The sequence below is a fragment of the Paraglaciecola aquimarina genome, from assembly GCF_032464635.1.
Taxonomy (GTDB): Bacteria; Pseudomonadota; Gammaproteobacteria; order Enterobacterales; family Alteromonadaceae; genus Paraglaciecola; species Paraglaciecola aquimarina.
Map to the genome: position 1 here is coordinate 1538773 of NZ_JAWDIO010000002.1, position 25575 is coordinate 1564347.

A 25575-nucleotide genomic window follows, 5' to 3' on the forward strand; every position below is an offset into this window, starting at 1 on the left:
GGAATGCCCCAGAAGTTTTACTCTGCTCCCTCGTGACATGGAAGAGTAGAGACATTTCTGTATTGCGATTGTGTTTTCAAAAGTCGCTTAATGCATTCAGTGTGAGTACTTATCACTATGAATAAGGATAAGATACTTAGATAAAAATCATTTGTCTAAGGAAATACCGCTATTAATCATTCCTTAATATACTTTTACCTAATTAGAAATTACATAGCGGCTCGGTGGGGTTTTACTTAAACGGGGTCGCTAATGAGCATTACTCAAGTTATTTGGCACCTTTGCAAGCGTCTTCGTTATTTTAGCGAGCGCTAATGTATAGACTGAGTTGGTATTTTTTTCGTTTATCTATATACTTTCGCGCTTTTACAGCAACAAAGCCCAAATCTTTTTTACGAACAAAGGTCGGCAAGTTAGGAGCCAAAGTGTCAGATAAATATTCTACAGTTGAAACACAAGCGAGTTACGGTATTGGATTACAAATGGGTGAGCAATTAGCATCAAATCCATTTGAAGGTTTAGATATTTCAGCAGTTCAAGCCGGTCTAGCCGATGCATTTAATAAAGAAGCCGCTCAGGTTGATAACGATACATTACGTGAAGCTTTCAATCAGATCCATCAACGTATGCAAGCTGCAAAAGCAGAGCAATTTGCTCCTGTTATTGCTGAAGGCAAGGCTTATTTAGCAGAAAACGCAAAGCGCGATGAAGTGACTGTTACTGAAAGTGGTCTGCAATATGAAGTTATTACTCAGGGTGACGGCGAAATCCCCACTCTTAACTCTACTGTACGTACTCATTATCACGGTACGTTATTAGACGGTAGCGTGTTCGACAGTTCTTACGATCGCGGTCAACCTGCTGAATTTCCAGTAAGTGGCGTGATAAAAGGATGGACTGAAGCCCTACAATTTATGAAAGTAGGAACTAAGCTTAAACTACACGTTCCTTCTGAGTTAGCGTATGGCGAGCAAGGTGCTGGTGGCGCAATCGGTCCTCATGCTACTTTAGTATTTGATGTGGAATTATTAGATATTATTGCTTAAGCATCTATTTCTAATTAAAAAAGTCGGCATTGCCGACTTTTTTTATGTCTGTACATATGACTACTTTTGGTTAACTTTATTCCCTTTATTTAGATGCTGGTATAGAAACCACGCTGAAGTTATCTTATGCTAGGTAGGTCAAAAGGAGTGCTTTTACCTTACTCGTTTTTTATTTCTGAGTCATAGTCAATTTCTATGCTCTGAATACAATAAAATTGGGTCTATTTAAAAGGATTGTGAATGTACGACTGTAATATTGTTGTTATCGATGATGACGAGGTTTCGTTGGAGATATTGCAAACTACGCTAAAGGGTATTTCATTACATGAAATTATTTGTTTTTCAAATAGTGATGAAGCGATGTCGTTTGTACGAAGTGCTCAGGTGCAGTCTGTGTCGTTGGTGGTTTGTGATTGGTTAATGCCTGATGTAAGTGGTTTAGAGATACTAGAAGCATTACGTGAAACTCACCCTAAGTGCCCATTTTTGATGGTAACCGGAAATGCCACTACGCAGTTGGTGGTTGAGGCCATGCGTTTAGGGGCGACTGATTTTATTGTAAAACCATTTCATACCGACAATTTATTCGCTAAAGTAGAGCGACTCATCCGAGATGCCGATTAGATAGGCATTTTCTAACTACTATTTAACCTTTAAAGTAAGTGATTCCATCCATGCAGTTTGATCCAATAATCGATAGAAAGTCTACCTACGCCTTCAAATGGGAAAAATACAAAGGCACCAACATATTACCTATGTGGATAGCCGATACTGAATTCAAATGTGCGCAACCTATTCTAGATGCTCTGCAGGCTCGAACAGAACATGGTTTACTTGGTTATACCGTACCCGCTCATCATGCAGAGGCTAATCAAGCGGTAGTCGATTGGTTGTCTCGTCAATATGATTGGGACATTTCAGCTGATTGGATTGTTTGGACATCAGGTGTAGTCCCCGCATTTAATATCGCTTGTCAGGCATATTGTCAGGCAGGGGATAAAATCATGTTGCAAACCCCTAACTATCCCCCGCTTCTTGCTGCACCCGAAATCAATGGCCTAGAGCGTGTAGATATTGGCACTGTGAACGTAAACGGTCGTTGGACCATTGATTTTGCTGAATTAGAAAAACAAGCTGCCGATCCTGCGTGTAAGTTGTTTATCGTGTGTAATCCTATGAATCCTGTTGGCTCAATGTTTAGCCCAGAAGAATTGCAAAAGGTAACCGACATTTGTTTAAAAAATAATGTCATCTTATGTTCTGATGAAATTCATTGTGATTTGATACTTGATGAAGATGCTAAGCATATTCCTGCAGGTAAAATAGCCGAATTTAATGGTCAGGTTATTACGTTAATGGCGGCCAGTAAAACCTTCAATATTGCTGGTATGGGGACTTCATTTGCTATCATCGAAGATCCGAAAACGAGACTTGAATTTAATAAAGCCGCTCGAGGTATCATGCCTTGGGTAACAGTATTGGGCCTTGAAGCAACAACTGCTGCGTTTACCTTATGTGATCAATGGCACGCTGAGTTAAAACAATATTTGCGGGCTAATTTAGACTATTTAGAAAAAGAAATTGCCACAATTGATGGCTTAACTTTGCTCCGTCCTCAAGCGACATTTTTAGCTTGGATCGACTGTAGTGGTTTAGGTGTAGACAATCCTCAGAAGTACTTTGAAGACAAAGGGGTAGGGCCGTCTCCTGGTATTGACTTTGGTGACAAAAACTTTGTACGGATTAACTTTGGCTGCCCTCGTTCACAACTTGAACAAGCTATTAGCTTGTTAAAAGCTTAGGTTAGGGCAACCCCGTTTAGAAAGGAACGTCACATCAGTTGGCGTTCTTGTCTGTAATTTTTACGTCAATTTAGTCAACCCTATGAGATATGTTAATGTCACACTCCCTTCAAAATAATGCGCTGGGTTTAACCCCGATCATACTATTTGTGTTGCTAGTCGTGGGGTCAGGTATTGTCACTCAAGATTTTAGCACTATGCCTATTTTGGTGGCATTCATGCTAAGTGCCGCCTATGCCTTTATGCTCAATCGTAAAGATAACTCCTTATCATTTAGCGATAAGGTGAGCTTATTTTGTAAAGGGGGCGGTGACCAAACTATTATTTTGCTGGCTATGATATTTCTGCTTGCCGGGGCATTTTATGCCGTCACTATTGATATTGGTGCACGAGACGCTACGGTAAACTGGGCGCTTCAATATGTGCCTACTAATTGGTTGTTGCCAGGTCTGTTCATTATTACTAGTTTTATTGCCTTTGCGATGGGGACCTCTATGGGTACCATTAGTGCAATTACGCCAATTGGAATAGGTCTAGCCGATAGCTTGGGCGTACCAGTGCCTTTGGCGGTAGGAATAGTGATTGGAGGCGCTATGTTTGGTGATAATTTGTCTTTTGTGTCAGATACCACCATAGCAGCAACCCAAACTCAGGGAGTGAAACTACGAGACAAATTTAAGGCTAATTTGTTGATAGTTTTGCCGGCGGCATTTGTCACAGTAGTTATCTTAATGTTGATAGAAATTAATGGCTCGGGGGTTGTCACGCCCGATGACTATGACTTTTGGTTAATCACCCCATATTTGATTATTATTGTTTGTGCGTTGGTGGGGATGAACGTTATTACGGTGTTGGGAGTGGGAATTACGTCCGCCTGCATTGTGGGCATTAGCTAGGGCATTCTAACTTTCTCAAGCATGCTCGATAGTATTCAAAAAGGCATGGGCTGGATGCAAGACATGGTAGCCATCGCACTCATGATTGGTGGGATTGTGGCTTTAATGCAAGCCTATGGCGGGTTACAGTGGCTAGTAGACGTTATCAAAAAGCGCGTGAAAAGTCGTAAAGGAGCAGAAGCGGGTAGTGCTGTTTTAGTGAGCTTTTTGGACGTAGCCACTGCCAACAATACCATTGCTATTGTTACTAGTGGCCCTATTGCGAAAGATTTTAGTCAAGAGTATGAGGTTGACCCAAGACGTACTGCCAGTATTTTAGATATATTTTCTTGTGGTTTTCAAGGACTCGTCCCGTATGGTGGCCAGTTGTTAGCCGCCGCCAGTTTGGCCGGTGTTTCTCCGTTTACACTGACGCCCTACTGTTGGTATCCCATGTTAATACTCTTTTTTGGAATTTGCGCCATTGCCACAGGCTTACCGAAATTTTCCGCCAACAACAGCGCTACTGCCGACATGCTTAAAAACTGATTTTAGTCAGCCACGTACACGGAAGGATAGCTTAAACCCGAAAATGTAGATTGGCAGAGGCATTCATCATATTCTTACAATAAAAGTGACTGGTGTTAAGGGACTGCCTTTTAAGAAAAGTCTTAAATGCGCCCGTAAAAAGTCAGTAATCAACAGAAGCGTTAACCAATGGGCGTAGATAATCATGCTTAATTTTGAATCACCCGCACATGCCAAGTTGAGTGAATTGTGTGACTCAGCGGCACTTAGCCAAGTTTTGCACCCTTATAGTTTCATTTTGGGCGAAGTATTCGCAGTATGTGCAGCGCCTGAAATTCCTATGCCTGAAGTGTGGTTGCCGTGGATCATCAATAGCAAAAACCAACTTACCAGTAATGAACAAGCAGATGAGTTAACCGATACATTAATGAAGCTACTTCAGTTTCAGTTAAAACAAATGAGCAACGAAAATTTGAGCTTGCCACAAGGTGTCTCGTTTGAAGGTGATACCTCTACCCAAAGTGCTATTTCATTGTGGTGCCAAGGTATGCTGCTGGCTCATGGGCAGCTAGAGTCTATTTGGCAAGATGCTTGGAGTAAAATGCAGATTACTGAGCAGCAACAAATGCGCCAACTACAAAAAGACTTGTCTCACTGTTTGTATATGTTCAGCACGTTCGCCGATATGCCTTTGGCTATTAAGCAAGCCCAAAAAAGAGGCAATGATCAATTACTTAATATCTTGCCCAAAATATACTTATCCTTTCCTCAAACCCTAAAAACCTATGTAGGTTTGTCTGGTCGACTAGTGGACTTTTTGCCAAATCAGTTTGAAACCTTTGCTAAAAATTAGCAGAACGCTCCGATTAAGACTCCAATGAAACGCTTCAATTGAGACACCCATAAAACGGTTTAGAGCCCTGCTAACGATATGCAGGAATGACGTATTAAGTCGGGATCTGTTTTTGTTTTTAGCGCTTGATTCAGAAGCTTGTAGTCTAGCTGCTCATCACTAAAGCCAGATTGCTAATCATGGGTGTCTCAATTGGGAAGTGGCTTTTTGTTTGTTAATTGTTGTGGGTATTAACAACTTGATTACATGTTGGATGAACGTCATAGTCAATTAACCCAAACTTTTATATACCGTGCGAGCCTAATTGTTATGAAGATTGTGTTGTTGATTTTGACTTGGAGTTTATTGAGTGCGTTTACGTTTGCCGCTCCTAAAGAAACATTACCTAATATTATTTTTATTTTTGCTGATGATTTAGGTTACGGTGATCTAAGTCGTTTTGGTGCTAAAGATATTGCTACTCCTAATATTGACCAATTAGGTAAACAAGGTATTACATTTACTGAGTTTTATTCCGCTTCATCCATTTGCTCTCCGTCAAGAGCGGCGTTACTTACCGGTAGAATGCCACAAAGAATGGGTATAAATGGTGTGTTTTTTCCAGATAGTTGGTTAGGTATGCCACCAGAAGAGGTGACCATAGCCGAAGTGCTGAAAACCAAAAACTACTATACGGGCATGGTCGGCAAGTGGCATTTGGGTCATCACCATAAATTTCTACCGAAGCAACAAGGCTTTGATGAATATTTTGGTATTCCATATAGCAATGATATGGATGGCGTGGTTTACATGCGTGATAACGATGTTGAAAGCATGCAGGTGGATCAAAGTCTAATTACCCAAACCTACACTCAGGAGTCACTGGCTTTTATTGAGAAAAATAAGCATCAGCCTTTCTTTTTGTACGTGTCTCACAACATGCCACATACCCCGATCTATGCATCAAAAGCTTTCTTAGGCTCTTCTAAGCGCGGTTTGTATGGTGATGTGATACAAGAGTTGGATTGGAGTGTAGGACAAATAGTTAATAAAGTTGAAGAGTTGGGATTATTAGATAACACGCTGATTATTTTTTCCAGCGATAATGGCCCGTGGTTAGCAATGAAAGAGTTTGGAGGCTCTGCTGGAGGGTTACGTGAAGGCAAGATGTATACGTTTGAAGGAGGTATGCGAGTGCCTACTTTAGCCATGTGGAAAGGCAAAATACCTGCTGGCAAACAGTATAATAATGTCGTTACTCAAATGGATTGGTTTCCTACATTTGCGGCCATTACACATGCCACCCTTAATAAAAATATTCCTATCGATGGAGAAGATATTTCCAACGTCTTAACTTCCAATGGCACGCGCAACAGCACATTTGTATATTTTGATAACGCAAAAATAGATGGCTACCGCAGTGGTGATTGGAAACTCAAGTTGCCTTATCAAGGTTATGCTGGCTCGCACTGGAAAAATGCTGTAGCGGCCCATGACTTATCTTTGTTCAATTTAAAAAGTGATCCCGCAGAGTCAATTAACTTGGCTAGCAAATATCCGAAAAAAGTGGCTAAATTACAACACGAAATGCTACAGCAAGTTAAACGGCTAGGTGAATTGCCTGCTAACATTACTGTGCGACAAAAAGCGGATCTTAGTCAAGTATCAAAAAAATAAATAAAAGTGGCATTATAAAGTAGTCAGGATATTGGTAATCTTCTGTTTAATAGACTAAGTAACCTGAATTCTGGATAACGCCCTTTTTGTGTCTAATGGCGTTGGATTGTTTAGCCATAACACGTTATGACGTACATCAATCCGCTTTGCTATACACGAAAAATTTCGTTACCGGGTAACATTTAGCTGAGGTTATGTAGACAAAAATATATTAAGTCATTGACTTATATTGATATCGCTTAGCTTAAACGATACTTCTTATCCAGAACTCAGATTGAGTAATAAGTCTCGTCAATTTACTTAACAAACGAATATGGCCAGAGGAGCTAAAGGCGCGCCTCGCCAAATCTAATTCTCATTGCAAGCAATAACCCATTCCTTTGGGCTAGTATTTATTTTCTAATGATTGCTTTTGCTTTTGGTTCTAATTTCAAAATCCAGTTCCTGAGCAGAAATGACTAAACCTTCTTCATCTTCACTTGGAAAAACCGCAATGGCTACATCGTCATCTTCAAGACCTTGGGTCCATTTTGCATGCCATGTTTTTAGGTCTATGGCTTTAGGTTGGCAATCTGCCCATTCGCCTGTAGCCCAGGCTTGCGCGTATGCTTCACTAGGCCAAACGGGGGCGCAGTCTTCGTCTTCGGTATTTAACATTACGCAACCATCATCGTCTATGAGTATCCATATTTGTTTATGCTGTACTATTTCTTGCAATAGATAACGTAGGCGTTGTTCTGGGGTATACTGAGCTATGGTCTTGGTATCGATGATATCTGTCATGGTGTTTCCTCAATTGGGAGGCTATAAAAAGGCTAATCTTTAGGATAAAGCAAAGCGTAACTTTAGTCTTTAGGCTTAGCGAATTAAAATCTATACAGTAAGGCTAAAAAAATAGTAGGGGGATTTCTTGGCAAATATTGAATTTTCAGCGCAACAAAAACAAATGCTAGTGACTAAGTTGCAAGGGTACATGTCTAGCGAGCTTGAGGTAGAACTTGCTCAGTTCGACGCCGAATTTTTACTTGATTTTATTTCGAAAGAAATGGGCAGTGTCTACTATAATCAAGGTTTGTACGACGCTCAAACAGTATTAAGCGATAGAATGGATTCGTTAACTGATGCCATTTATCAATTAGAAATATTGTAAATGAAATGGATGATATATTGCCGTCATCATGACATTTGGGCAGTCAAACAAGTTAGCGCAAATAACCAACCAAGGAAGGTAACAGAATATGACGCCCAATAATCATTACTCTCAATTGTTGCAACAATCTTTTGGATTTTCCGCATTTCGAGCGGGCCAAGAAGAGGTAGTAGAACGCTTACTAAATCAGCGCTCGACTTTAGCCATATTTCCCACTGGCTCTGGCAAGTCTTTATGTTATCAATTCGCCGCAACGCAATTACCTCATTTAACTTTGGTAGTATCGCCACTATTAGCTTTAATGAAAGACCAATTGGAGTTTTTAGATAGTAAAGGTATAGCTGCGGCGAGTATTGATTCAACGCTATCGGCCGAGCAAAATAAGCAAGTAATGCATGATGTTCGTTCCGGCCAATGTAAAATCTTGATGGTGTCCGTGGAACGTTTCAAAAACGAAAGGTTTAGGCAGTTTATCGATTCAATCGCGGTATCTATGCTGGTGGTCGATGAAGCCCACTGTATTTCTGAGTGGGGGCATAATTTTCGTCCAGACTATTTAAAGTTACCGGCCTATAAACAGCAACTTAATATTCCATTGGTATTATTGCTTACTGCCACAGCTACAAAGAAAGTTAAGCAAGATATGGCTAGTCGTTTTGCCATTGCCCCAGAAGACATAGTGCAAACTGGCTTTTATCGGTCTAACTTAAATTTAAACGTACTGCCTGTTCTAGAAGCACAGAAAAACCAAGAGCTGTTGAATTTTTTACAACAACAGCAAGGGGCTGGGATTGTGTATGTAACTTTGCAACAATCCGCCGAGCAAGTGGCTAAATTTTTACAACAAAATGGCTGTGCAGCAACCGCTTATCATGCCGGTTTAGATAACGACCTTAGGCAAAATATTCAGCAAGATTTCATGCAGCAGAAGCTCAAAATTGTAGTCGCTACCATTGCTTTTGGTATGGGCATAGACAAGTCTGATATTCGCTTTGTGGTGCACTATGATTTACCTAAGTCTATAGAAAATTACAGTCAAGAAATAGGTAGAGGGGGCGTGATGGTCAACCGGCTAATTGCACCGTACTAGCGAACCTAGACGGCTTGGTTACCATTGAGAATTTTGTATATGGTGATACGCCTGACCAACCGGCGATTCAACGAGTAATAGACGACATTGCAGCCCAAGGGAAAGATGTGTTAGTGAGTGAGCACTTTCAATGGGAGTTGCAAATTAACAGCTTGTCGCCGCTAAGTAATATTCGTCAGTTGCCTCTTAAAACGTTACTTGTTCAATTAGAATTAGCTGGAGTAATCCGCCCTTTATACGCTTATTTTGCCGAGTTCAAATATAAATTTATCACCGACAAAGCCGATATTTTGCGCCAGTTCCCCCTAGAGCGCGGTGAGTTTTTGCAGGCTGTTTTTACTCATACGGACATGAAAAAGGTCTGGGGAGTAGTGAATTTTAATAGTATCTACCAAACTTATGGTGCAGACCGAAGCCGAGTGGTCGCTGCGTTAGAATACTTGCATGAACATAACCACATTGAATTAGCATCGCGCTTGATCACTGACGTTTATGACGTCAACAAACAAGCATTGTTAGCGAACGACTTAGCGACTAAATTAGCCAGTTATTTTGCTGAGAACGAACAAAAAGAAATAAAACGTATTGCCACACTTGTACGTTTTTTTGAGCTAGACAAATGTCTAAGCCATAACTTGTCTCGTTATTTTGACGACCAACATGCGCCACAGCGTTGTGGCCACTGTAGTGTATGTAAAGGGAAAATCGCTAAACTCACCTACTCTAAGCCTGTTGCTAAACCTGATAAAAGCACGGTCGCACAAGGGATGGCAAATCTTGTCAATCATTTAGCGGGTAAAAGCGAAGTGGTGATCACTGAATCTATCTATTGCCGATTTTTAACCGCTATGACCATGCCATTGTTTACTCGGTTAAAAGTCAGACAAGTCGGTGGCTTTGGTTGTTGTGAGCATGCTCGGTACGCAGATGTGAAAAGTGTAGTGGCACAGATCACGCGCGAGACCACCATATAAGTTGGTATCGGCTGTGATATCTATTTGCAGCGTGCCGGTATTTTCGTACTGAACCTAGCTAAGTGTGAATAAGAATTACAAGTTGTTCAACCAGCGGTTAAAATGAGCTGTACTTGTAATTCTTATGAAATTGAGACGTTAATTCGCCATGAGTAAGGCATGCAGAAACTGCTGGTCGAAAAACGTTTGTGACGGCAACTCCTTGTCGATTCTAAACTTTGCGACTGCTTGTTTAAGTTGCTCATTCAACTTACCGTCAATGGCTCCTGAATAGTACTTGAGCTCTGTTAATTTATGTTGAACTCGTTGCACGACTTGAATGTATATCTTTTGTGATTGTTGACCTGTTGATGCGTTTTCAGCGCCCACATACTCAATAATACGTTTAGGATAAAGTTCACTTAACATCTGGGTAGAGGCTTGAAAAAAGCTCAATTGGGGATTTTTTTCACAGTGTCCAATTAGATAATTGCCTAGTGTTTCTACATTTTCCCAAGAAGCGATATCAAAGCTATCTTTTAGGTGCTGATTGTGAGCGGTCATGTAGCCATTTAGCCAACCAGCAAAAAGAAACTTCTGAGGCTCGTCATTGCGAGTCACTTTAACAAACTGTTGACAAGACGCATTGCCCACTCCCTTTATGGCGTATTGACCATTTTTATCTAGGGCTAGTACGTGAGTGGTAATGCCTGCCATTGTTAGTAAGGCTAGGTACTTTTTGGTAAATTTCATACAATTCATCCAGTAAAAAAACTACCTACAGAATATATCAATAGGTAGTTTTTTAAATAAATTTGCTCAGTTAATCACTAAGCTTTTTTATATTTTCTCACCCCAATCAGAGCAAAACCTAAGGCTAATAACAGCAAACTACTAGGAGCAGGCACACCGGTAGGAGGTGTAGTGTCATCAATAATTAAAGACGTTTGGGTAAGTAGGTCGGCATTGCCAGAGAAATCCAAAAATACTGGGAACGCAGTACCAAAGTCTGGAGCGGCGATATCCAAAACTGTATCTAAGCCAACTAAGCTGAAGGTACTTACGCCAGGGGCGAAAGTATAGGTATCAATTCCACCATCTAACGCATCATCAGAGGTTAATGTTGCAACCACAACACCATCGATGACTACGTCAACGTTTCCAAACCCTAGTCCAGCAGAAGGAAGTGTTACTGAAGTAAATGTTGCACCGCCTTCTAAAGCATATTCAAAACCATCCGCATAAGGTGGATCGTACCAATTTCTTGGTTCAGGTGAAGTAAATACAAACTCTCCCGGAGCAGTGACAAAAGGCAAAATAGGTACATCTTCAGAGCTACCAGGCTCAACACCACCCACACCACCAAAGGCAAATAAGAATGTAGCTGGTTCGCCGCTGTCTGGTCCACCAATTTCGTTATCGCCAATTGAGGTATCGCTCGTAGATGCTAGCGTTCTGGCTACAATAGGGCTACCATCTTCCGAAGCAAGACAAGGGCCATCACAATCAAATTCGCCGTCTTCAGAATCAGCACCGCCCGAATATTGTCCCAATGAATATGCATTCACACCTAAAGTGTCAATGGCCGCCATCGCTTCAGCTTCGTTCGCGGTAGAGCCATAAAAAATATTAAACGTGCGGCTTTCACCATTCGCTAGGTCCCCAAAAGTAAAATCGAAAACCGAACCGTGATCACTTGGGCCGTTGTCTACAAAATCGCTGTTTACTGTCTCTGGGTTAATGAAATCAGCGTGAGTAGTTGGATCAACATCTGCGAAACCGTTATCGCTAGCATAGCGAATATTACCGCCAACACTTTCTAAGTTAGCTTCTATGCCACCATGGGTAACAAATTCATTGAATTCATCAGGCGGAATATCCCAATCCATTGCACGGCGATAAACTAAATCACTTATTGTAGCGCCGGTATTATTTAGAATGGATACCGATACTTGGAATACACCTTCTGCTAAGCTAGGCCCAAAAGCATGAGTGATGCTAATATCGGCATCGCTCAAATTAACTTCTGATGTTGCGGTAGAGCTAGTAGACCCGAATGTACCGCCTGTAAGCCCACCAATACCACCACCATTGTCAATACTAGCAAAGCCAGATACTCGGTTTCCGTCTGTGGTAGCGGCAATTCCCCAACCTTCACATAAACAATCAGGAGACGTTGAATCGCCCACGCCATTTCGATATAGGCCAATTGGAATATCTCGAATATCCATTCCTTCAAAGGCACTGTCTTCCATTGGCCCAACAAAACCAGCTGGAATCGACAGATCTTCATCATTGGCTCTAATATTTAAGTGCCCTTCATTATTAACACCTAAATAAGTGTCGCCGTATTTAATTATTGCACCGGCGGATACCGATGAACTTAATAGAGATAGGCTCAGGCCTGATGTTACTAAAGTGCTTATGGTCAGCTTTTTTATTATGCTGTTCATTATTATTTCCTATTGATCAAAGTAATCGATAACTACATGTATTTTATTTTTTAAGCATAATTTATACCATTATTTATGTTGTTGTTTTTTATAAATATTTATGTGGTTTTATTATTTTGCGTAAAAAAACTGACACATTTTGGCGGAGTGTAAAGAAAAATGACCATACAAGTTCACGGGTAATTAAGCGCTATTTACAGTGGCACTACTGTGTGACGTTATTATCGCGGTTGCGCTGCTAAAGTAATGTGAAGTCGAGCTTAAAAAAGGGGGTGTTGTAACGGAAAAAAGGCCAAATTAAATTAAAAATTTAGCCTTTTTATTCAATCATTATCTAGTCTTAATAGACTTGGCAGTCATGCATGGACTATTTTTGCTTGGTCAACCAAACTAATAATTCTGCCATATCATCAGCCGTCATATCACGCGTAAATGTCGCTTTGAATTTACCATTCACTATGAAGGTAGGTACACTGCTGACGTGTTGGCGATATTGACTAATGGTTTTGTTGTTTTTTTGAACCATACTATTTACACCAAAACTCTTTGCCATTTTGTCAAAATCGGTAGGCTCTACACCATTAACAATAAATATATTTTGCAGATCTTTAATACCAGTAACTGATGAGCGTTGTACATGGATATATTTAAATATCGCTTGATTCATCGCGTCTTCTTTTTTCAGAGCGCGGCCAACTAACATTGCACGAGTGGCTTCATCTTGAATCTGAGCGCTAGTAAAGCCCATAAAATTCACGTGTACTTTAGTAAATGTCACATCTTTATCTAACTTACTTTTTACGTTTTTAACGATAGGTTCGAAGTTAAAGCAATGAGGACACCAAAAGAAAAGAACTCTACGATTTCAGGTTTAGCTGTCGCTTCGTCGTTGATCACTTCATAGTGCTCACCTTTTTTCCACTGTTCTTGGGCACACGCTTGTAAAGGTAATAATAAGGTCAACAATATCGTGAATAGGATTTTTTTCATCTTGTATTAATCTCTGGAAAACATAATAGGCTAAAGGTTATCACAGCTTTTCAAGAATGCCGATTACAGATTGTAACCAGTTATAAATAACCAATATATTCAACTACAATCCTGCATAAGCGGAGCCTGTGGATGACACTACTTTTTCTTTTCAGAAATTCGGCAAGGCAAGCTTAATACCAATACACAGTGGCTAGTGACTAAAACTTCTTAGTCAGCACTGCCAACGCTTAGCGATGGTGAGCGTTACGTAATGGTTATTAACTTAAAGCTTTAGCGCAGGTTCGTGTAAGGCTGAATATTGCTCTTTTAAAGCTAAAATCTGCTGTTCCCAGTATTTTCCGTCTGCAAACCAAGGAAATGCTTGAGGAAAGGCTGGATCCTGCCAACGCTTAGATAACCAAGCCATGTAGTGGACCATGCGCATTGCGCGAAGCGGTTCAATTAAAGCTAGCTGTGTAGAGTCAAAAGAGTGAAATTCTTCATAGGCTTCAATTAAGGTATCGAGTTGAATAAACTGTTGCTGACGATCACCAGATAACATCATCCACAAGTCTTGTATTGCAGGTCCTGAACGGCAGTCATCTAAGTCTACAAAGTGGGGCCGTCTCGCCATAAAATATTACCTTGGATGACAATCTCCGTGCAAACGAATTTCATGGGAATGAAAGTATTGTTCCGAAGTCAGCGCCACAACCTGCTGCAATATTGTAAAAAAAGGTTGCTGCAGACTACTAGGTATTAGCTCGCTATTCTCTAACACTTGTAACGGCATGGTGAGGTGGTTGTCGATGTTAATTTGTGGACGGTTTGTAAATTGAGCACTTTTTCCCACTGCGTGCATACGCCCCACAAAGCGACCCATCCACTCTAACTGATCGAGGTTGTCGACCTCAAATTGTCTGCCGCCAACGGAATTAAAAATAGCAAAATAATATCCCTTGAATAGGTGCAGTGATTGGCCGGCAAACTGCAGTGGTGGCACAACTGGAATTTCGTGTTCAGCCAATTCAATTGAAAAGTCATGCTCTTCTTGAATTTGTAATTGCGACCAACGTTGTGGGCGATAGAATTTCACCACATAGCGTTTTCTATCTTCGGCGATAAACTGATAGACTCGGTTTTCATAGCTATTCAAGGCCAATAACCCTGAGTCAACTCGTATGCCTACCGATTCTATGGCATCAAGGATCAAGTCTGGGTTGAGTCCAGAAAAATCAAAAGTACTCATAAGTCGGGTACAAAAATTTAGTTTGTTCTGCTACTTTGACGGGTTCTTGCTCGCCGCCCGCAGTTTGTAGGGTGAAGCTAAACTCTGTTACCGTTTCTTGCAACGAGTATGGATTAATAGCAATACTGATAGGCAGGGTTAGAATTTCGCCACCTTCCACAGATACCTCGTTCTTGCCTTTAAATATATGTCCATCCAGCCCGCTAACAGAAATGGTGTAATGTTGTAATTTTTGCGATTTATTTAGTATTTTTAAGGTGTATACATTTTCAATTAGCCCGTTAGTCTCACGGTATAAGGAATTTCGATCACGAATAATGTCAATTTCCAGTGGTAATCGAGACATAATTTCAAACACCAAGAGCGCAATCATTATGACTAATACTATGGCGTAACCGATAAGTTTTGGTCGGAAAATTTCAGTTTTGCCGCCAGCTAACTCGGTTTCCGAGGTGAAACTAATAAGCCCTTTCGGATAGTTCATTTTGTCCATTACACCATTACAAGCATCAACACAGGCACCGCAGTTTATACATTCATATTGTAAGCCATTTCGAATATCGATACCTGTAGGGCAAACCTGTACACATAAGTTGCAATCTATGCAGTCGCCTAGGCCTTTCTCTTGGTTTTGTTGTTGGCTTGCCTTTCTGCTTCTTGGGCCGCGATGCTCCCCTCTTCTACTGTCGTAAGCTACGGTGTATGTATCTTTATCGAACATGGCTGACTGAAAGCGGGCGTACGGACAAATATGAGTGCACATGATTTCTCGCATCCACCCAGCGTTTCCGTAGGTACAGACTGCAAAAAAGATAATACTGAAGGTGGCCCAGAAACTGGCAGAAAAGGTAAAAAAATCAATAAACAAATGATCAATCGGAGTAAAGTATCCGACAAACGTTATTGCCGTAAGCAAAGCAATGGTTACCCATGAGATATGTTTACAGGTCTTACGCCAAAACTTATCAAAGTCCATTTTTCGTTGATCGAGCTTCATTCGCTTATTGCGGCTACCTTCAAACAGTTCTTCAAACCAGATGTAAATGAAGGTCCAAGTGGTTTGTGGGCACATAAAGCCACACCATACGCGACCCGCAAAGGTGGTGACAAAAAATAGCGCAAAAGCAGATACCATTAATATCCAAGCTAACAAGGTTAAATCTTGGGGCCAAAGGGTAAGACCAAAAATGTTGAATCGTTGAGCACCAATATCAAGCAGAATGGCTTGGTTGCCGTCATAATTTATCCATGGCAAAACAGCAAAAATACCTAAAAACCATAAGCCCATTAAACGCCTAACATTTTCTAGTAAACCAGTGACTGCACGCACATATATTCGACTTCGCGGGGTATAAGCATTGTCATGTTTACTTTTATCGGGACGGTGGACTTTAACAGGCGAGATATTTTTAACCGGAATGCGCTCACTCATGGTGGATCCTTGAGAAAATCAAATAATACAATAAGGCTCTTTAACCAGCTAAGTATACCAGTATGCGCGTTTGTATGCTTTGTTCTATAAAGGTTTTTTTATATCAAAAATGATTAATGAGCTGTATGACGAATTTGGCACCACCAAGTTGAGAGGTTTCAACAAAGCACTTTCCTTTGTGCCAGTCGACAATTCTTTTTACAATGGCTAGGCCTAACCCGGCTCCGCCCTTCAATCTATTCCGGCTTTCATCGGGCCGATAAAAGGGATTGAATATTTTATCTCGCATATTTTTTGCCACACCCGCGCCATCGTCTTCGATATTAATTTGAATAATATTAGCGTGTTTCTCTATTGTAATATTGAGTGTGCTAGTTGCGTATCTCGCACCATTAATGAGTAAGTTGGCAATGGCTCGTTCGATAAAGTGTTCATCGGCTAAGATATTCACATCGTCACCCAATACCGATACATGCAAATCTTGTAAGTGACTCATGGCAATACGATCAACTAATTGTTGGCATAATTGCTTGATCGGAATTTCAGCAAGGTTCATTTCGGGCAATTGTGCCCCTGAACTTGAGTAATCTAACATTTCTTGTATCAATCGCTCTAATTCATTTACATCTTGATGCATCTCAGACCAAGGGGCTTTAGGGTCGTTAGGCTGCATGGCTAAGGCAAATTTTAGTCTGGCTAGGGGGTGCGGAATTCATGAGCTACCGCTCCGCTTAGCTCTCTTTGATTCTGCATTAAGTCGCTGATTTGTGACCGCATATTATTGATTGCTTGTGCAATAGGGGCGATTAAGGAGTGTTTGCTAATTTGATTTTCGGCAATGCTACCGTCAGGTAATAAGGTTGATACAGTTTTTTGCAAAGATGAAAGATCACGCCACAATGGCCAAATCCATAACGCTATGACTACACCTAACGACAAAAAGAAAAAAATACTATACAAAAAAAACTGCATGGAGTTTTGCTGTTGGGCCGGAAAAGAAATCTCAACTAGGGTTTGTTCTGTGGTTTGCAGATAGAGTTGTTCACCTAATTGAGCGTCGACTAAACGTAACACTTGGCCTTGTTCTAGCTGTGTTAAGTCTTGACTAGACCAAGCAAGGTCTTTTAATTGCCTTTGCTTGATCTCTAGCCCTAGCTGCTCAGCAATATCTTCAATATCAATATTATGCTGATTCGCGGTTTGCAGAAGAGGTATATAGATTGCACTCGTTTGTGTGTCATTTTGGCTAAAAAATATTCTGTCTAAGCCTGCACTTAGGCAAATTAATGCAAGCGTAATAAACACATACAAACTAACAAACAGGCGGGCCATTATATATCCCAAGCATCCGCTACAAAAAAGAAGCCCTTACCCCAAATGGTTTTTATTCTGTATGGGTGTTGCGCATTATCCTGCAACTTTTTACGAAGTCTTGAAATTCGCACGTCAGCACTGCGGTCTAAGCCATCATATTCTCTGCCAATGAGTTCGGTATACAGGGTTTCTCGTTCAACTAATTGTGAAGGGTTTTTTGCTAACTTCCACAACATGTCAAATTCGTGGCTGGTTAATAATACATCAACGCCATTTAGTAGGGCCGAACGCGTTGAACGGTCGATTATGAGTTTGCCAAACACTAATCGTTCATTAGATGAGCTGGGCTTCTCAGGTGTGTGGCTGCGGCGTAGCAAAGCGTTAATTCTGGCTAGCAGTACTCTAGGTTCGACGGGTTTAATCACATAATCATCGGCCCCTAGCTCTAACCCTAGTACTTGATCAAAGTCATCATTCTTGGCAGTCATAAAAAGTAACGGCCCTTTGTAATGAGGACGAATGTTTTGGCACAATACAAAACCATTGTCACCATAAGGCAGCATGACGTCTAGTACAACTATGTCCGGCTGAAAGCGTTGTATTTCTAATATTAACTTTTCACCACTGTCTAGTGAGTGCACATTGAAGTTGTTTTCAGTTAAAAACTGACAGACTAAGGCACTTAGACGCGCGTCGTCTTCTACAATTAATATTTTGATCATTAAAAAATACTCCAAGGGTTGCGTATTCTTCTGCGCATGGTTGGTACATTTTGATATTTAATGGATAGTGTTTGGGTGAGTACTGTCTGTTGATTGTGATTTCTTAATTCTAAACGAGCTGCTTGTTTAATATTTAAAGTGACATTTTGTCCAGAGTAACCATTTATTGAGCATTGAATCTGTTGGCCGTCTAAGAAAATACAATGTTTATTCGCTGGAAGATTTTGTGTAGTAATTTTTATTGTTAACTGGCAACTACTGCCAATTGAGTTTGTTATGCACACGCTGGGCTGCACCGTCCATTGCGGCGTTTGCGCGACAGCATCCAAGTGGTACAGGAAACTGATTGTTAATAAAATTTTAGACCATTTAGCTGTCATTAAAAACGATATGCAGCACCTATAAAAACACGTTGTATGGACGATTCTTCTACGATCGGACTTGATGTCATGGCAGAAGGCAATTTCTTGTAACTCATGTTAGCCAAAAGCGACCAGTCTTGGGTAATGGGTTTTAACAAATGCAAAGACAAATAGGGTTCAAGGCTAGCAGTTCCTTGATAATGGGTAGTGTCATCGCTATTGTCTCTGTCACTAATACCGTAATAGTAATCAATTAATTTTTCACTTTTCCAATCGGTACCTAGTTGAAGTTTCAATTGGGTTTTATTGAGCAACCATTTGTGGCTGTAACTTAAAGAAATAACATACCCTTGATGAACATTGCTTATGTCGTTTTCTATGCTGGCTTGCCATTCTGAACTTTCTGAGTAGTAGTGCCCGCGGATCCCGCCATTGATCGCCCACTTACGTTTAGCAATATTATTTATTGAGATTTTTTGGCTGCTGGGGTATTTGAGTTTTTCTTCGCCGCTTCTATCGAATTCTTCGTCAGATTCATCTGGTGTCTCGGGCAATAAAGGCTGAAGTGAACTAACATCTTGGCTTGGGTTTAGAATATTGGCAGGGTGATAAAAACTAAAAAGTGCTCTTTGTTGGTCGAGCCGAATAAATGTCTCAAAGGAATAGTGATTGTTAACCTGCCATTGATAGCCCAACTCGCCGTTGTCAAAATAGCTGTTTTTTGCATACCAAGCTATATCCGGTAAAATGACCAAAGGGATATTATCGCCATCTACCAATGGATTTGAGCGTATACCGATCCCTATTGCTACTCCTAACTGCCAGCTGTTTTCTTCAATGCAATTTTGTTGGCTGCAGGCATAGGCTCCATTCATGGCAAATGCGAACAAAACAAAGGCTAAATAGCGTAACAGTGGGTACAACTTTGGGCTCCGAAGATTAGAATACGCCTATAGCCTAACAGAGTTTTTAGTTGACTGAAGTGGCAGTTACAATTATTCACATTTAGTGGCAAATTGTCGCACAAATTCGATAGTTGCTTCACTACACTTGTTAGGTACTTTAATTGAATGGATATAACACTATGCAACCCGTACAGAAAAATATCGGTAACCAACTTTGTTTAGTTGTCATTGTTTTGATTATATTTACCTTAGTCGCTTGCTCTAGTGATGACAAAAATGCGTCGACCTCTGGTCAACAAAAGCCGACGGAAGTACCCGAGCTAAATGCTGCTACTACATTTAATGGTCCTTTGACGAAGGCAGGCGCAACCTCTGTATCTCAATTTATCAAAAATGGTATTTATTCGGCAACGTATGAGTATTCTACTAACCAACGACTTGAAGATAGCGCTTCGCCGACCGTTAATGACAGTGATTCTGCTCCTGGATTTTCTACGACCAATACTCAAGAGGCTGGAGTCGATGAGGCGGATCGCCTTAAGTATAATGGCGGCACTATGTTTTTGGCGGCTCATGCAGAATGGCAAAGCGATCATTACAAGCCCGCACATGTGCGAATATTAGAAAGACAAAATGATTTCTCGCTTTCTGAGACTGCAGAAATTTTAGTTGAGGAAGCGTTTCCCGAAGTGGCAGGTATTTACCAGCATAATGAGAGGTTGGCGATACTAAGCAATAGCATACAAATGTATAGAATAGATGATTTTTCCCCAGAGCCTTGGATACCACACGAAGAAAAGTGGTCGTTACAAATATATGATACGAGTGTGCCAACGACCCCTGTTGTCAGTAGTCAAATAGAAATAGATGGCACTATGTTGTCCAGTCGCAGAATAGGTGACAACCTATTTATCGTCAATGGCTATACAGCTGCCGTCAATGGGTTGAGTCCAACAGCCAGTACCGATAAAGAATTGTTAGATAATTACTTAACGATCATTAATACACCTATGTCTGAGTTAATGCCTAAAATCTACTTTGATGGGGCTGATGGTGTCCTGTTGAATCAAGCCGCTGATTGTTCAATGCCGGCAGCAGCCACAGACAAAGATGGTTATGCGCACTTGTTAACTGTGGTACGGATCAATTTACTTGACGTCTCGGATTATAGTGCCAGCTGTATTAGCTCTGTTGCTGATGTTATGTACATGTCTACGGATAATTTGTATTTAACAGCTTCTGTGAATAATCAAACCGTGATCCATAAAGTGTCGTTAGACGAAAACTTAAGTTACCAAGCAACTGGAGTCGTAGATGGCGTGATTGGGTGGCGCAGCTCGCCCAATCTTCGCTTGAGCGAATATGACAATCATTTACGAATAATGTCAAGCGACTACACCAGTGGCGAGCCCGTACACAGATTATCTGTGCTCGCTCAGCAAGGCAGTCAGCTCAATGTTGTTGGTCAGTTGCCTAACGACACGTCGCCTGAACCGATTGGTAAACCTGGTGAAGACATTTATGGGGTGCGATTTTTCGCCGACCGAGGATATGTTGTTACATTTGAGCGCATTGACCCTTTGTATGTGTTTGACTTATCTATACCCACCGCACCACAAATGTTAGGAGAGCTGGAGATCCCAGGTTTTTCTAATTATTTACATCCTTTGGATAATGGTTATTTGTTAGGTGTAGGGCAACAAGTAAACATTGAAGACATATTAGAAAATGGCTCTGATGCTGTCGCGCCCGTAGCACAAAATGGCATGAAAGTGAGTTTATTTGATATAACCGATCCGACTCAGCCCTTAGAAGTGAATAGTATTGTTACACCAGATAGCTATACGCCAGTAGAGTATGATTATCATGCATTGACAGTGTTGAACACGAACGGTCGTTATCAATTCGCCTTACCGATAGAAAAGTGGGGGAGTAATATCACTGGCGTAGCAACTAGGCGGTGGTCTCAAAATAGTCTCGCGTTGCTTGAAGTTGACACTAATGCTGCGCAACCAGAGCTTGTTAAAAGGGCAGAGATAGTGGCCCCTATCAACGACGAGCAATATATTTATGGTGGCCAAGATCGCAGCGTGATCCATGGAAGTACTGTTTACTATATTCATGGCAATCAAGTGTGGCGCTCGTTATGGGCTGAAAATGCCGACATATTTGGCCCGTATTGATTGTATTAAGTGGGGGGAATACTTGAGAGTGAAATACGCTATGCTTTGGCCCGTTCTAGTCTATTACATAGCAACAAAAAGGTGGATATTATGAAATTTACACTGTTCATTGCCTACTGTATCGCCTTGGCTTTTGCGCCAAAGGCATTGGCGCAAAGTGATGTCGAGGTTAACTGGGATAATCCTGCCGAATATAGAGATGTTCGGCCGGCAAATGGTTCTAAACAGAAATTTATGCAATCCACTTTCACTAACATTGATAAGTATATTGTTAAATTAGCCAAGGCTTTGCCGAAAGATCATAAACTAGTGCTAACTGTTAATGATCTAGATTTAGCGGGGCAGGTGTGGCCCGCTTCATTCGCTGGTATAGGTAGAAGTATGTCTGAAATTCGAGTGGTCAAATCTGTCGATATTCCTAGCATGGCATTTAGTTATCAATTACTCGACCAAGATGGCGCAGTTGTGCAGCAAGCCGAAGTGAAACTTAAAGACATGTTATTTATGCAAAGAGCGCACTCACGATTTCATAATGACAGCTTACGCTATGAGAAGAACATGTTGAAACAATGGTTTGATCAAGAGTTTAAACCATTGTTAGGCCAAGTATCCGCAGGTTGATAGAGTGAAAAAAACGCGATGAGTTAAATCGCGTTTTTATTTGTGCTACCAACAGTAAGTGTTAAAGGTCAATAATTGTTTGTTGTTGTTCCTTTAGCTTCTCTATTTGCATCGTCATGTCTGTTAGCTTGCTTTGTTCTTTTTCAATGACAGCGGCAGGTGCATTGCTAACAAACTTCTCATTAGATAACTTACCGGTAGTGCGGGCAAAGTCTTTGTCTAGTTTATCTAACGCCTTAGCTATGCGAGCTAATTCTGCGTCTTTATCAATTAAACCGGCCATAGGGATCATGATTTCTAATGAACCTAATAAAGACGTTGCACAAGCAGGGGCTTGTTGGTCTGTTGTTAACGGCGTAACGGCTTCTAATTTGGCTATCGATTGCAAGAACAGTTGATTCTCTGCTAAGCGTCGATTGTCTTCGGCAGAAGCATTTTTTAACAACACTGATAAAGGCTTGCTTGGCGCAATATCCATCTCGCCTCGAATGGTTCTTATCGCGAGAACAAAACCTTTAACCCATTCTAAATCAGCCATCGCGGCTGCATCGACTTTACTTGCATCATATTCAGGGTAAGCCTGATTCATAATAGTGGCTGCTTGGCAATTGGCTAGTGGTGACACACTTTGCCAAATGGTTTCGGTGATAAATGGCATGATGGGGTGCATCAATCTAAGTAAAGACTCTAATACCGTTACTAAGGTATGACGAGTGCCTCGTTGCTGTTGTGCGTTACCTTTAAGTATCACAGGTTTAGTTAATTCTATATACCAGCCGCAGAATTGATCCCAGGTGAATTTATAAAGTATTTGCGCGGCAATATCGAAACGATAAGTGTCCATCGCTTCACGATAGGCTTTAATGGTTTGCTGGTACTCGCCAACAATCCATTTGTCAGCTAACGATAATTCCATTGCCGTCTCAGAATCAAAGCCACAATCTTGCTGTTGGGTATTCATTAAGACAAAGTTACTGGCGTTCCACAATTTATTACAGAAATTACGATAACCTTCTAAACGCTTCATATCCCAATTGATATCACGGCCAGTAGAGGCTAGCGCTGCTAGAGTGAATCGTAGGGCGTCAGTACCATGAGATTCAATACCATCAGGAAATTGTTTAGAGGTTTGTTTTTTGATTTTTTCAGCCAACTTAGGCTGCATCATATTTCCCGTACGTTTTTCCAATAAGTCGTCGAGAGAAATACCGTCAATCATATCCAAAGGATCAATCACGTTACCTTTAGACTTAGACATTTTGTTGCCTTCGTCATCACGAATAAGGCCGGTGACATAAACCGTTTTGAATGGTACTTGAGGTTTGCCATTTTCATCTTTAATAAAATGCATGGTCATCATGATCATTCTGGCTACCCAGAAGAAAATAATGTCAAAGCCTGTAACTAGTACGTCTGTTGGATGGAAGGTTTTTAAATCTTCGGTATTTTCTGGCCAACCCAAGGTAGAGAATGTCCACAGAGCTGACGAGAACCAAGGTGTCGAGTACATCGTCATCTTGCCTCAGTTTTATTTCGGCAGCTAAATTATTTTTTGCGCGTACTTCGGCTTCATCGCGGCCTACATAAACCTTGCCATTTTCGTCGTACCATGCGGGTATTCTGTGTCCCCACCATAATTGACGAGAAATGCACCAATCTTGAATGTCGTTCATCCAAGAAAAGTACATGTTTTCGTACTGCTTTGGAACGAACTGAATGTCGCCATTGGTGACTGCTTCTGTGGCAACTTTGGCAAGAGGTGCTGCCCGCACGTACCATTGATCAGTTAACATAGGTTCAATTACTACACCGCCTCTATCGCCATAAGGGACGGTGAGATCGTGATCTTTGATTTCGTCTAGTAAGCCAATTTCTTCAAATTTGGCGACAATAGCTTTACGCGCTGCGAATCGTTCTAACCCTTGAAATGCTTCAGGTAATGCCGCGCTCGCGGCGTCACTTGGTTCACCGTTAGTATCAAATACTTCGGCTTGTTGACGGATTTCTGCGGTAAAAGTCAGAATGTTAATCATAGGTAATTTATGACGTTTACCTACTTCATAATCGTTAAAGTCATGGGCAGGGGTGATTTTTACGCAACCTGTGCCTTTTTCCATGTCAGCATGTTCATCGCCTACTATTGGAATACGACGATCTACTAAAGGTAAATCAATGAATTTACCAATCAGGTCTTTGTATCTGGGATCTTCCGGGTTAACGGCCACGCCTGTGTCGCCTAGCACGGTTTCTGGACGTGTAGTGGCGACAACTAGATAGTTCTTTCCATCGGCTGTCGTTACGCCATCAGCAAGTGGATAGCGGAAATGCCACATGTGACCTTTCTTATCTTTGTTTTCGACTTCTAGATCAGAAATGGCTGTGTGTAATTTAGGATCCCAGTTGACCAAGCGTTTGCCGCGGTAAATCAAGTCTTCAGAGTAAAGGCGCACAAACACTTCTTGTACTGCGTTAGATAAGCCCTCATCCATAGTAAAGCGCTCACGATCCCAATCTACAGAGGCACCTAAGCGTCGCATTTGGTTGGTGATAGTGCCACCTGATTCGGCTTTCCAATCCCAAATCTTTTCAATAAATTTGTCGCGACCTAATTCTTTTCGAGTTGGACCATTTTCGGCGGCTAGCTTACGCTCTACAACCATTTGTGTCGCAATACCAGCGTGATCCGATCCCACTTGCCACAAAGTATTATTGCCCGACATGCGTTTATAACGAGTAAGAGCATCCATAATAGTTTGTTGAAAAGCGTGTCCCATGTGCAAGCTGCCAGTGACATTGGGCGGTGGGATCATGATGCAATAGGGCTCGCCTTCTCCAGACGGTTTAAATTGCCCGCTTTCTTCCCATTGTTGGTATATATTTCGTTCAATATTTTGTGGATTAAAAGTCTTATCCATCGTTACTCTCACTAATTATGGTACTGGCGGGTAGGGTATCTAATTGATTGCCGGCCGCTCTGTATTGTTTGTATCGTTCTCTTGCCTGAGCTTTAAGTGTTTCTAGCGCAGGCACAAAATCAATGACTTGTCTAAATCGTTGATGAAAAACGGGAATGGTGTCGGTTAAGTTGATTAGCAGTGGGCGATTAAATTGATTAGGTGGCTGCCAACATATTTCAACAGGAGCGCCTCCCACTGGGCCTTCGCCTGCCAAATTATGGGGAACAAAAGCATCATTGGGCAACTGCCATAACAATTCATCAAATTGTTCTGCTTGCTGTTGGTTTTGACAATAAATCAAACATTTTTGTTTTTGCCGATAACTACGGGTCGCTAATAAACAAGCCAGTGCAAAATGCGCTGGCTGGTTATGAGCTTCGGCTGTTTCATCTAGTAGGTAAAATACTACATTCGACATAGCAATTATTGGCCTTTATTAAGCTGTAAACTGG

General features: G+C 41.2%; 18 protein-coding genes and 5 pseudogenes. 10 read left to right on the forward strand and 13 right to left on the reverse strand.

Annotation, left to right across the window (positions count from 1 at the left end):
• Positions 1–425: 425 nt before the first annotated feature.
• From bamJ to RS130_RS08015, 6 genes and pseudogenes are all read left to right on the forward strand, one after another.
• Complete coding sequence (gene bamJ / locus RS130_RS07985) at positions 426–1046, forward strand: BamJ family beta-barrel-assembly machinery protein (protein ID WP_316025513.1); 621 nt, start codon at positions 426–428, stop codon at positions 1044–1046.
• Positions 1047–1286: 240 nt separating this feature from the next.
• Positions 1287–1670, forward strand: a complete 384-nt coding sequence (locus tag RS130_RS07990) for a response regulator (protein WP_316025514.1) — start codon at positions 1287–1289, stop codon at positions 1668–1670.
• A 50-nt stretch (positions 1671–1720) separates the two neighbouring features.
• On the forward strand, positions 1721–2848 hold the full coding sequence (locus RS130_RS07995; RefSeq protein ID WP_316025515.1) for a MalY/PatB family protein: 1128 nt from the start codon (positions 1721–1723) through the stop codon (positions 2846–2848).
• A 95-nt stretch (positions 2849–2943) separates the two neighbouring features.
• Positions 2944–4272: pseudogene (locus RS130_RS23705) on the forward strand (Na+/H+ antiporter NhaC family protein).
• A 184-nt stretch (positions 4273–4456) separates the two neighbouring features.
• A complete protein-coding gene (locus RS130_RS08010; protein WP_316025518.1) occupies positions 4457–5104 on the forward strand; it encodes a UPF0149 family protein in 648 nt (215 codons plus the stop codon).
• A 309-nt stretch (positions 5105–5413) separates the two neighbouring features.
• On the forward strand, positions 5414–6760 hold the full coding sequence (locus RS130_RS08015; RefSeq protein WP_316025519.1) for a sulfatase family protein: 1347 nt from the start codon (positions 5414–5416) through the stop codon (positions 6758–6760).
• Positions 6761–7159: 399 nt separating this feature from the next.
• Here RS130_RS08015 and RS130_RS08020 read toward each other — a convergent pair whose 3' ends face one another.
• Positions 7160–7543 carry a DUF2750 domain-containing protein gene (locus RS130_RS08020; protein ID WP_316025520.1) on the reverse strand — a complete coding sequence of 128 codons (384 nt, stop codon included), beginning with the start codon at positions 7541–7543 and terminating at the stop codon, positions 7160–7162.
• Positions 7544–7670: 127 nt separating this feature from the next.
• Between RS130_RS08020 and RS130_RS08025 the strand changes: the two genes are divergently transcribed.
• Both RS130_RS08025 and RS130_RS08030 read left to right on the forward strand, forming a co-directional pair.
• Positions 7671–7910 (forward strand): DUF2164 domain-containing protein, encoded by a 240-nt coding sequence (locus RS130_RS08025; RefSeq protein ID WP_316025521.1) that lies wholly within the window; start codon positions 7671–7673, stop codon positions 7908–7910.
• A gap of 88 nt (positions 7911–7998) precedes the next feature.
• A pseudogene (locus RS130_RS08030) lies at positions 7999–9974 on the forward strand (RecQ family ATP-dependent DNA helicase).
• Positions 9975–10112: 138 nt separating this feature from the next.
• On the opposite strand, the gene RS130_RS08035 reads toward RS130_RS08030, so the two are convergent.
• The 10 genes and pseudogenes from RS130_RS08035 to RS130_RS08080 form a co-directional block, all read right to left on the reverse strand.
• Positions 10113–10706 carry an HdeA/HdeB family chaperone gene (locus RS130_RS08035; RefSeq protein WP_316025522.1) on the reverse strand — a complete coding sequence of 198 codons (594 nt, stop codon included), beginning with the start codon at positions 10704–10706 and terminating at the stop codon, positions 10113–10115.
• A 77-nt stretch (positions 10707–10783) separates the two neighbouring features.
• Positions 10784–12406, reverse strand: coding sequence for a PEP-CTERM sorting domain-containing protein (locus tag RS130_RS08040; protein ID WP_316025523.1), 1623 nt, complete (start codon positions 12404–12406; stop codon positions 10784–10786).
• A gap of 367 nt (positions 12407–12773) precedes the next feature.
• Positions 12774–13396: pseudogene (locus RS130_RS08045) on the reverse strand (thiol:disulfide interchange protein DsbA/DsbL).
• A gap of 265 nt (positions 13397–13661) precedes the next feature.
• A pseudogene (locus RS130_RS08050) lies at positions 13662–14627 on the reverse strand (serine/threonine protein kinase).
• Complete coding sequence (gene ccoG / locus RS130_RS08055) at positions 14614–16059, reverse strand: cytochrome c oxidase accessory protein CcoG (RefSeq protein WP_316025524.1); 1446 nt, start codon at positions 16057–16059, stop codon at positions 14614–14616. The pseudogene RS130_RS08050 and the gene ccoG overlap by 14 nt, the downstream one beginning before the upstream one ends.
• Positions 16060–16162: 103 nt before the next feature.
• Entirely contained in the window at positions 16163–16732 is a 570-nt protein-coding gene (locus tag RS130_RS08060) for a sensor histidine kinase (RefSeq protein WP_316025525.1), read from the reverse strand.
• Between the two features lie 23 nt (positions 16733–16755).
• A complete protein-coding gene (locus RS130_RS08065; RefSeq protein ID WP_316025526.1) occupies positions 16756–17391 on the reverse strand; it encodes a hypothetical protein in 636 nt (211 codons plus the stop codon).
• On the reverse strand, positions 17391–18095 hold the full coding sequence (locus RS130_RS08070; RefSeq protein WP_316025527.1) for a response regulator: 705 nt from the start codon (positions 18093–18095) through the stop codon (positions 17391–17393). Before RS130_RS08070 ends, RS130_RS08065 begins: the two co-directional genes overlap by 1 nt.
• Positions 18095–18475, reverse strand: coding sequence for a DUF3019 domain-containing protein (locus tag RS130_RS08075; protein ID WP_316025528.1), 381 nt, complete (start codon positions 18473–18475; stop codon positions 18095–18097). Before RS130_RS08075 ends, RS130_RS08070 begins: the two co-directional genes overlap by 1 nt.
• Entirely contained in the window at positions 18475–19380 is a 906-nt protein-coding gene (locus tag RS130_RS08080) for a MipA/OmpV family protein (protein WP_316025529.1), read from the reverse strand. The genes RS130_RS08075 and RS130_RS08080 overlap by 1 nt, the downstream gene beginning before the upstream one ends.
• Before the next feature lie 161 nt (positions 19381–19541).
• On the opposite strand from RS130_RS08080, the gene RS130_RS08085 reads away from it, so the two are divergent.
• Both RS130_RS08085 and RS130_RS08090 read left to right on the forward strand, forming a co-directional pair.
• Positions 19542–21545 carry a beta-propeller domain-containing protein gene (locus RS130_RS08085; protein WP_316025530.1) on the forward strand — a complete coding sequence of 668 codons (2004 nt, stop codon included), beginning with the start codon at positions 19542–19544 and terminating at the stop codon, positions 21543–21545.
• A 90-nt stretch (positions 21546–21635) separates the two neighbouring features.
• Positions 21636–22166 carry a DUF3016 domain-containing protein gene (locus tag RS130_RS08090; RefSeq protein ID WP_316025531.1) on the forward strand — a complete coding sequence of 177 codons (531 nt, stop codon included), beginning with the start codon at positions 21636–21638 and terminating at the stop codon, positions 22164–22166.
• A gap of 61 nt (positions 22167–22227) precedes the next feature.
• Here the strand turns inward: RS130_RS08090 and RS130_RS08095 are convergent.
• Both RS130_RS08095 and RS130_RS08100 read right to left on the reverse strand, forming a co-directional pair.
• Positions 22228–25081: pseudogene (locus RS130_RS08095) on the reverse strand (valine--tRNA ligase).
• Positions 25074–25541 carry a DNA polymerase III subunit chi gene (locus tag RS130_RS08100; RefSeq protein ID WP_316025532.1) on the reverse strand — a complete coding sequence of 156 codons (468 nt, stop codon included), beginning with the start codon at positions 25539–25541 and terminating at the stop codon, positions 25074–25076. Before RS130_RS08100 ends, RS130_RS08095 begins: the two are co-directional and overlap by 8 nt.
• Between the last annotated feature and the right edge of the window lie 34 nt (positions 25542–25575).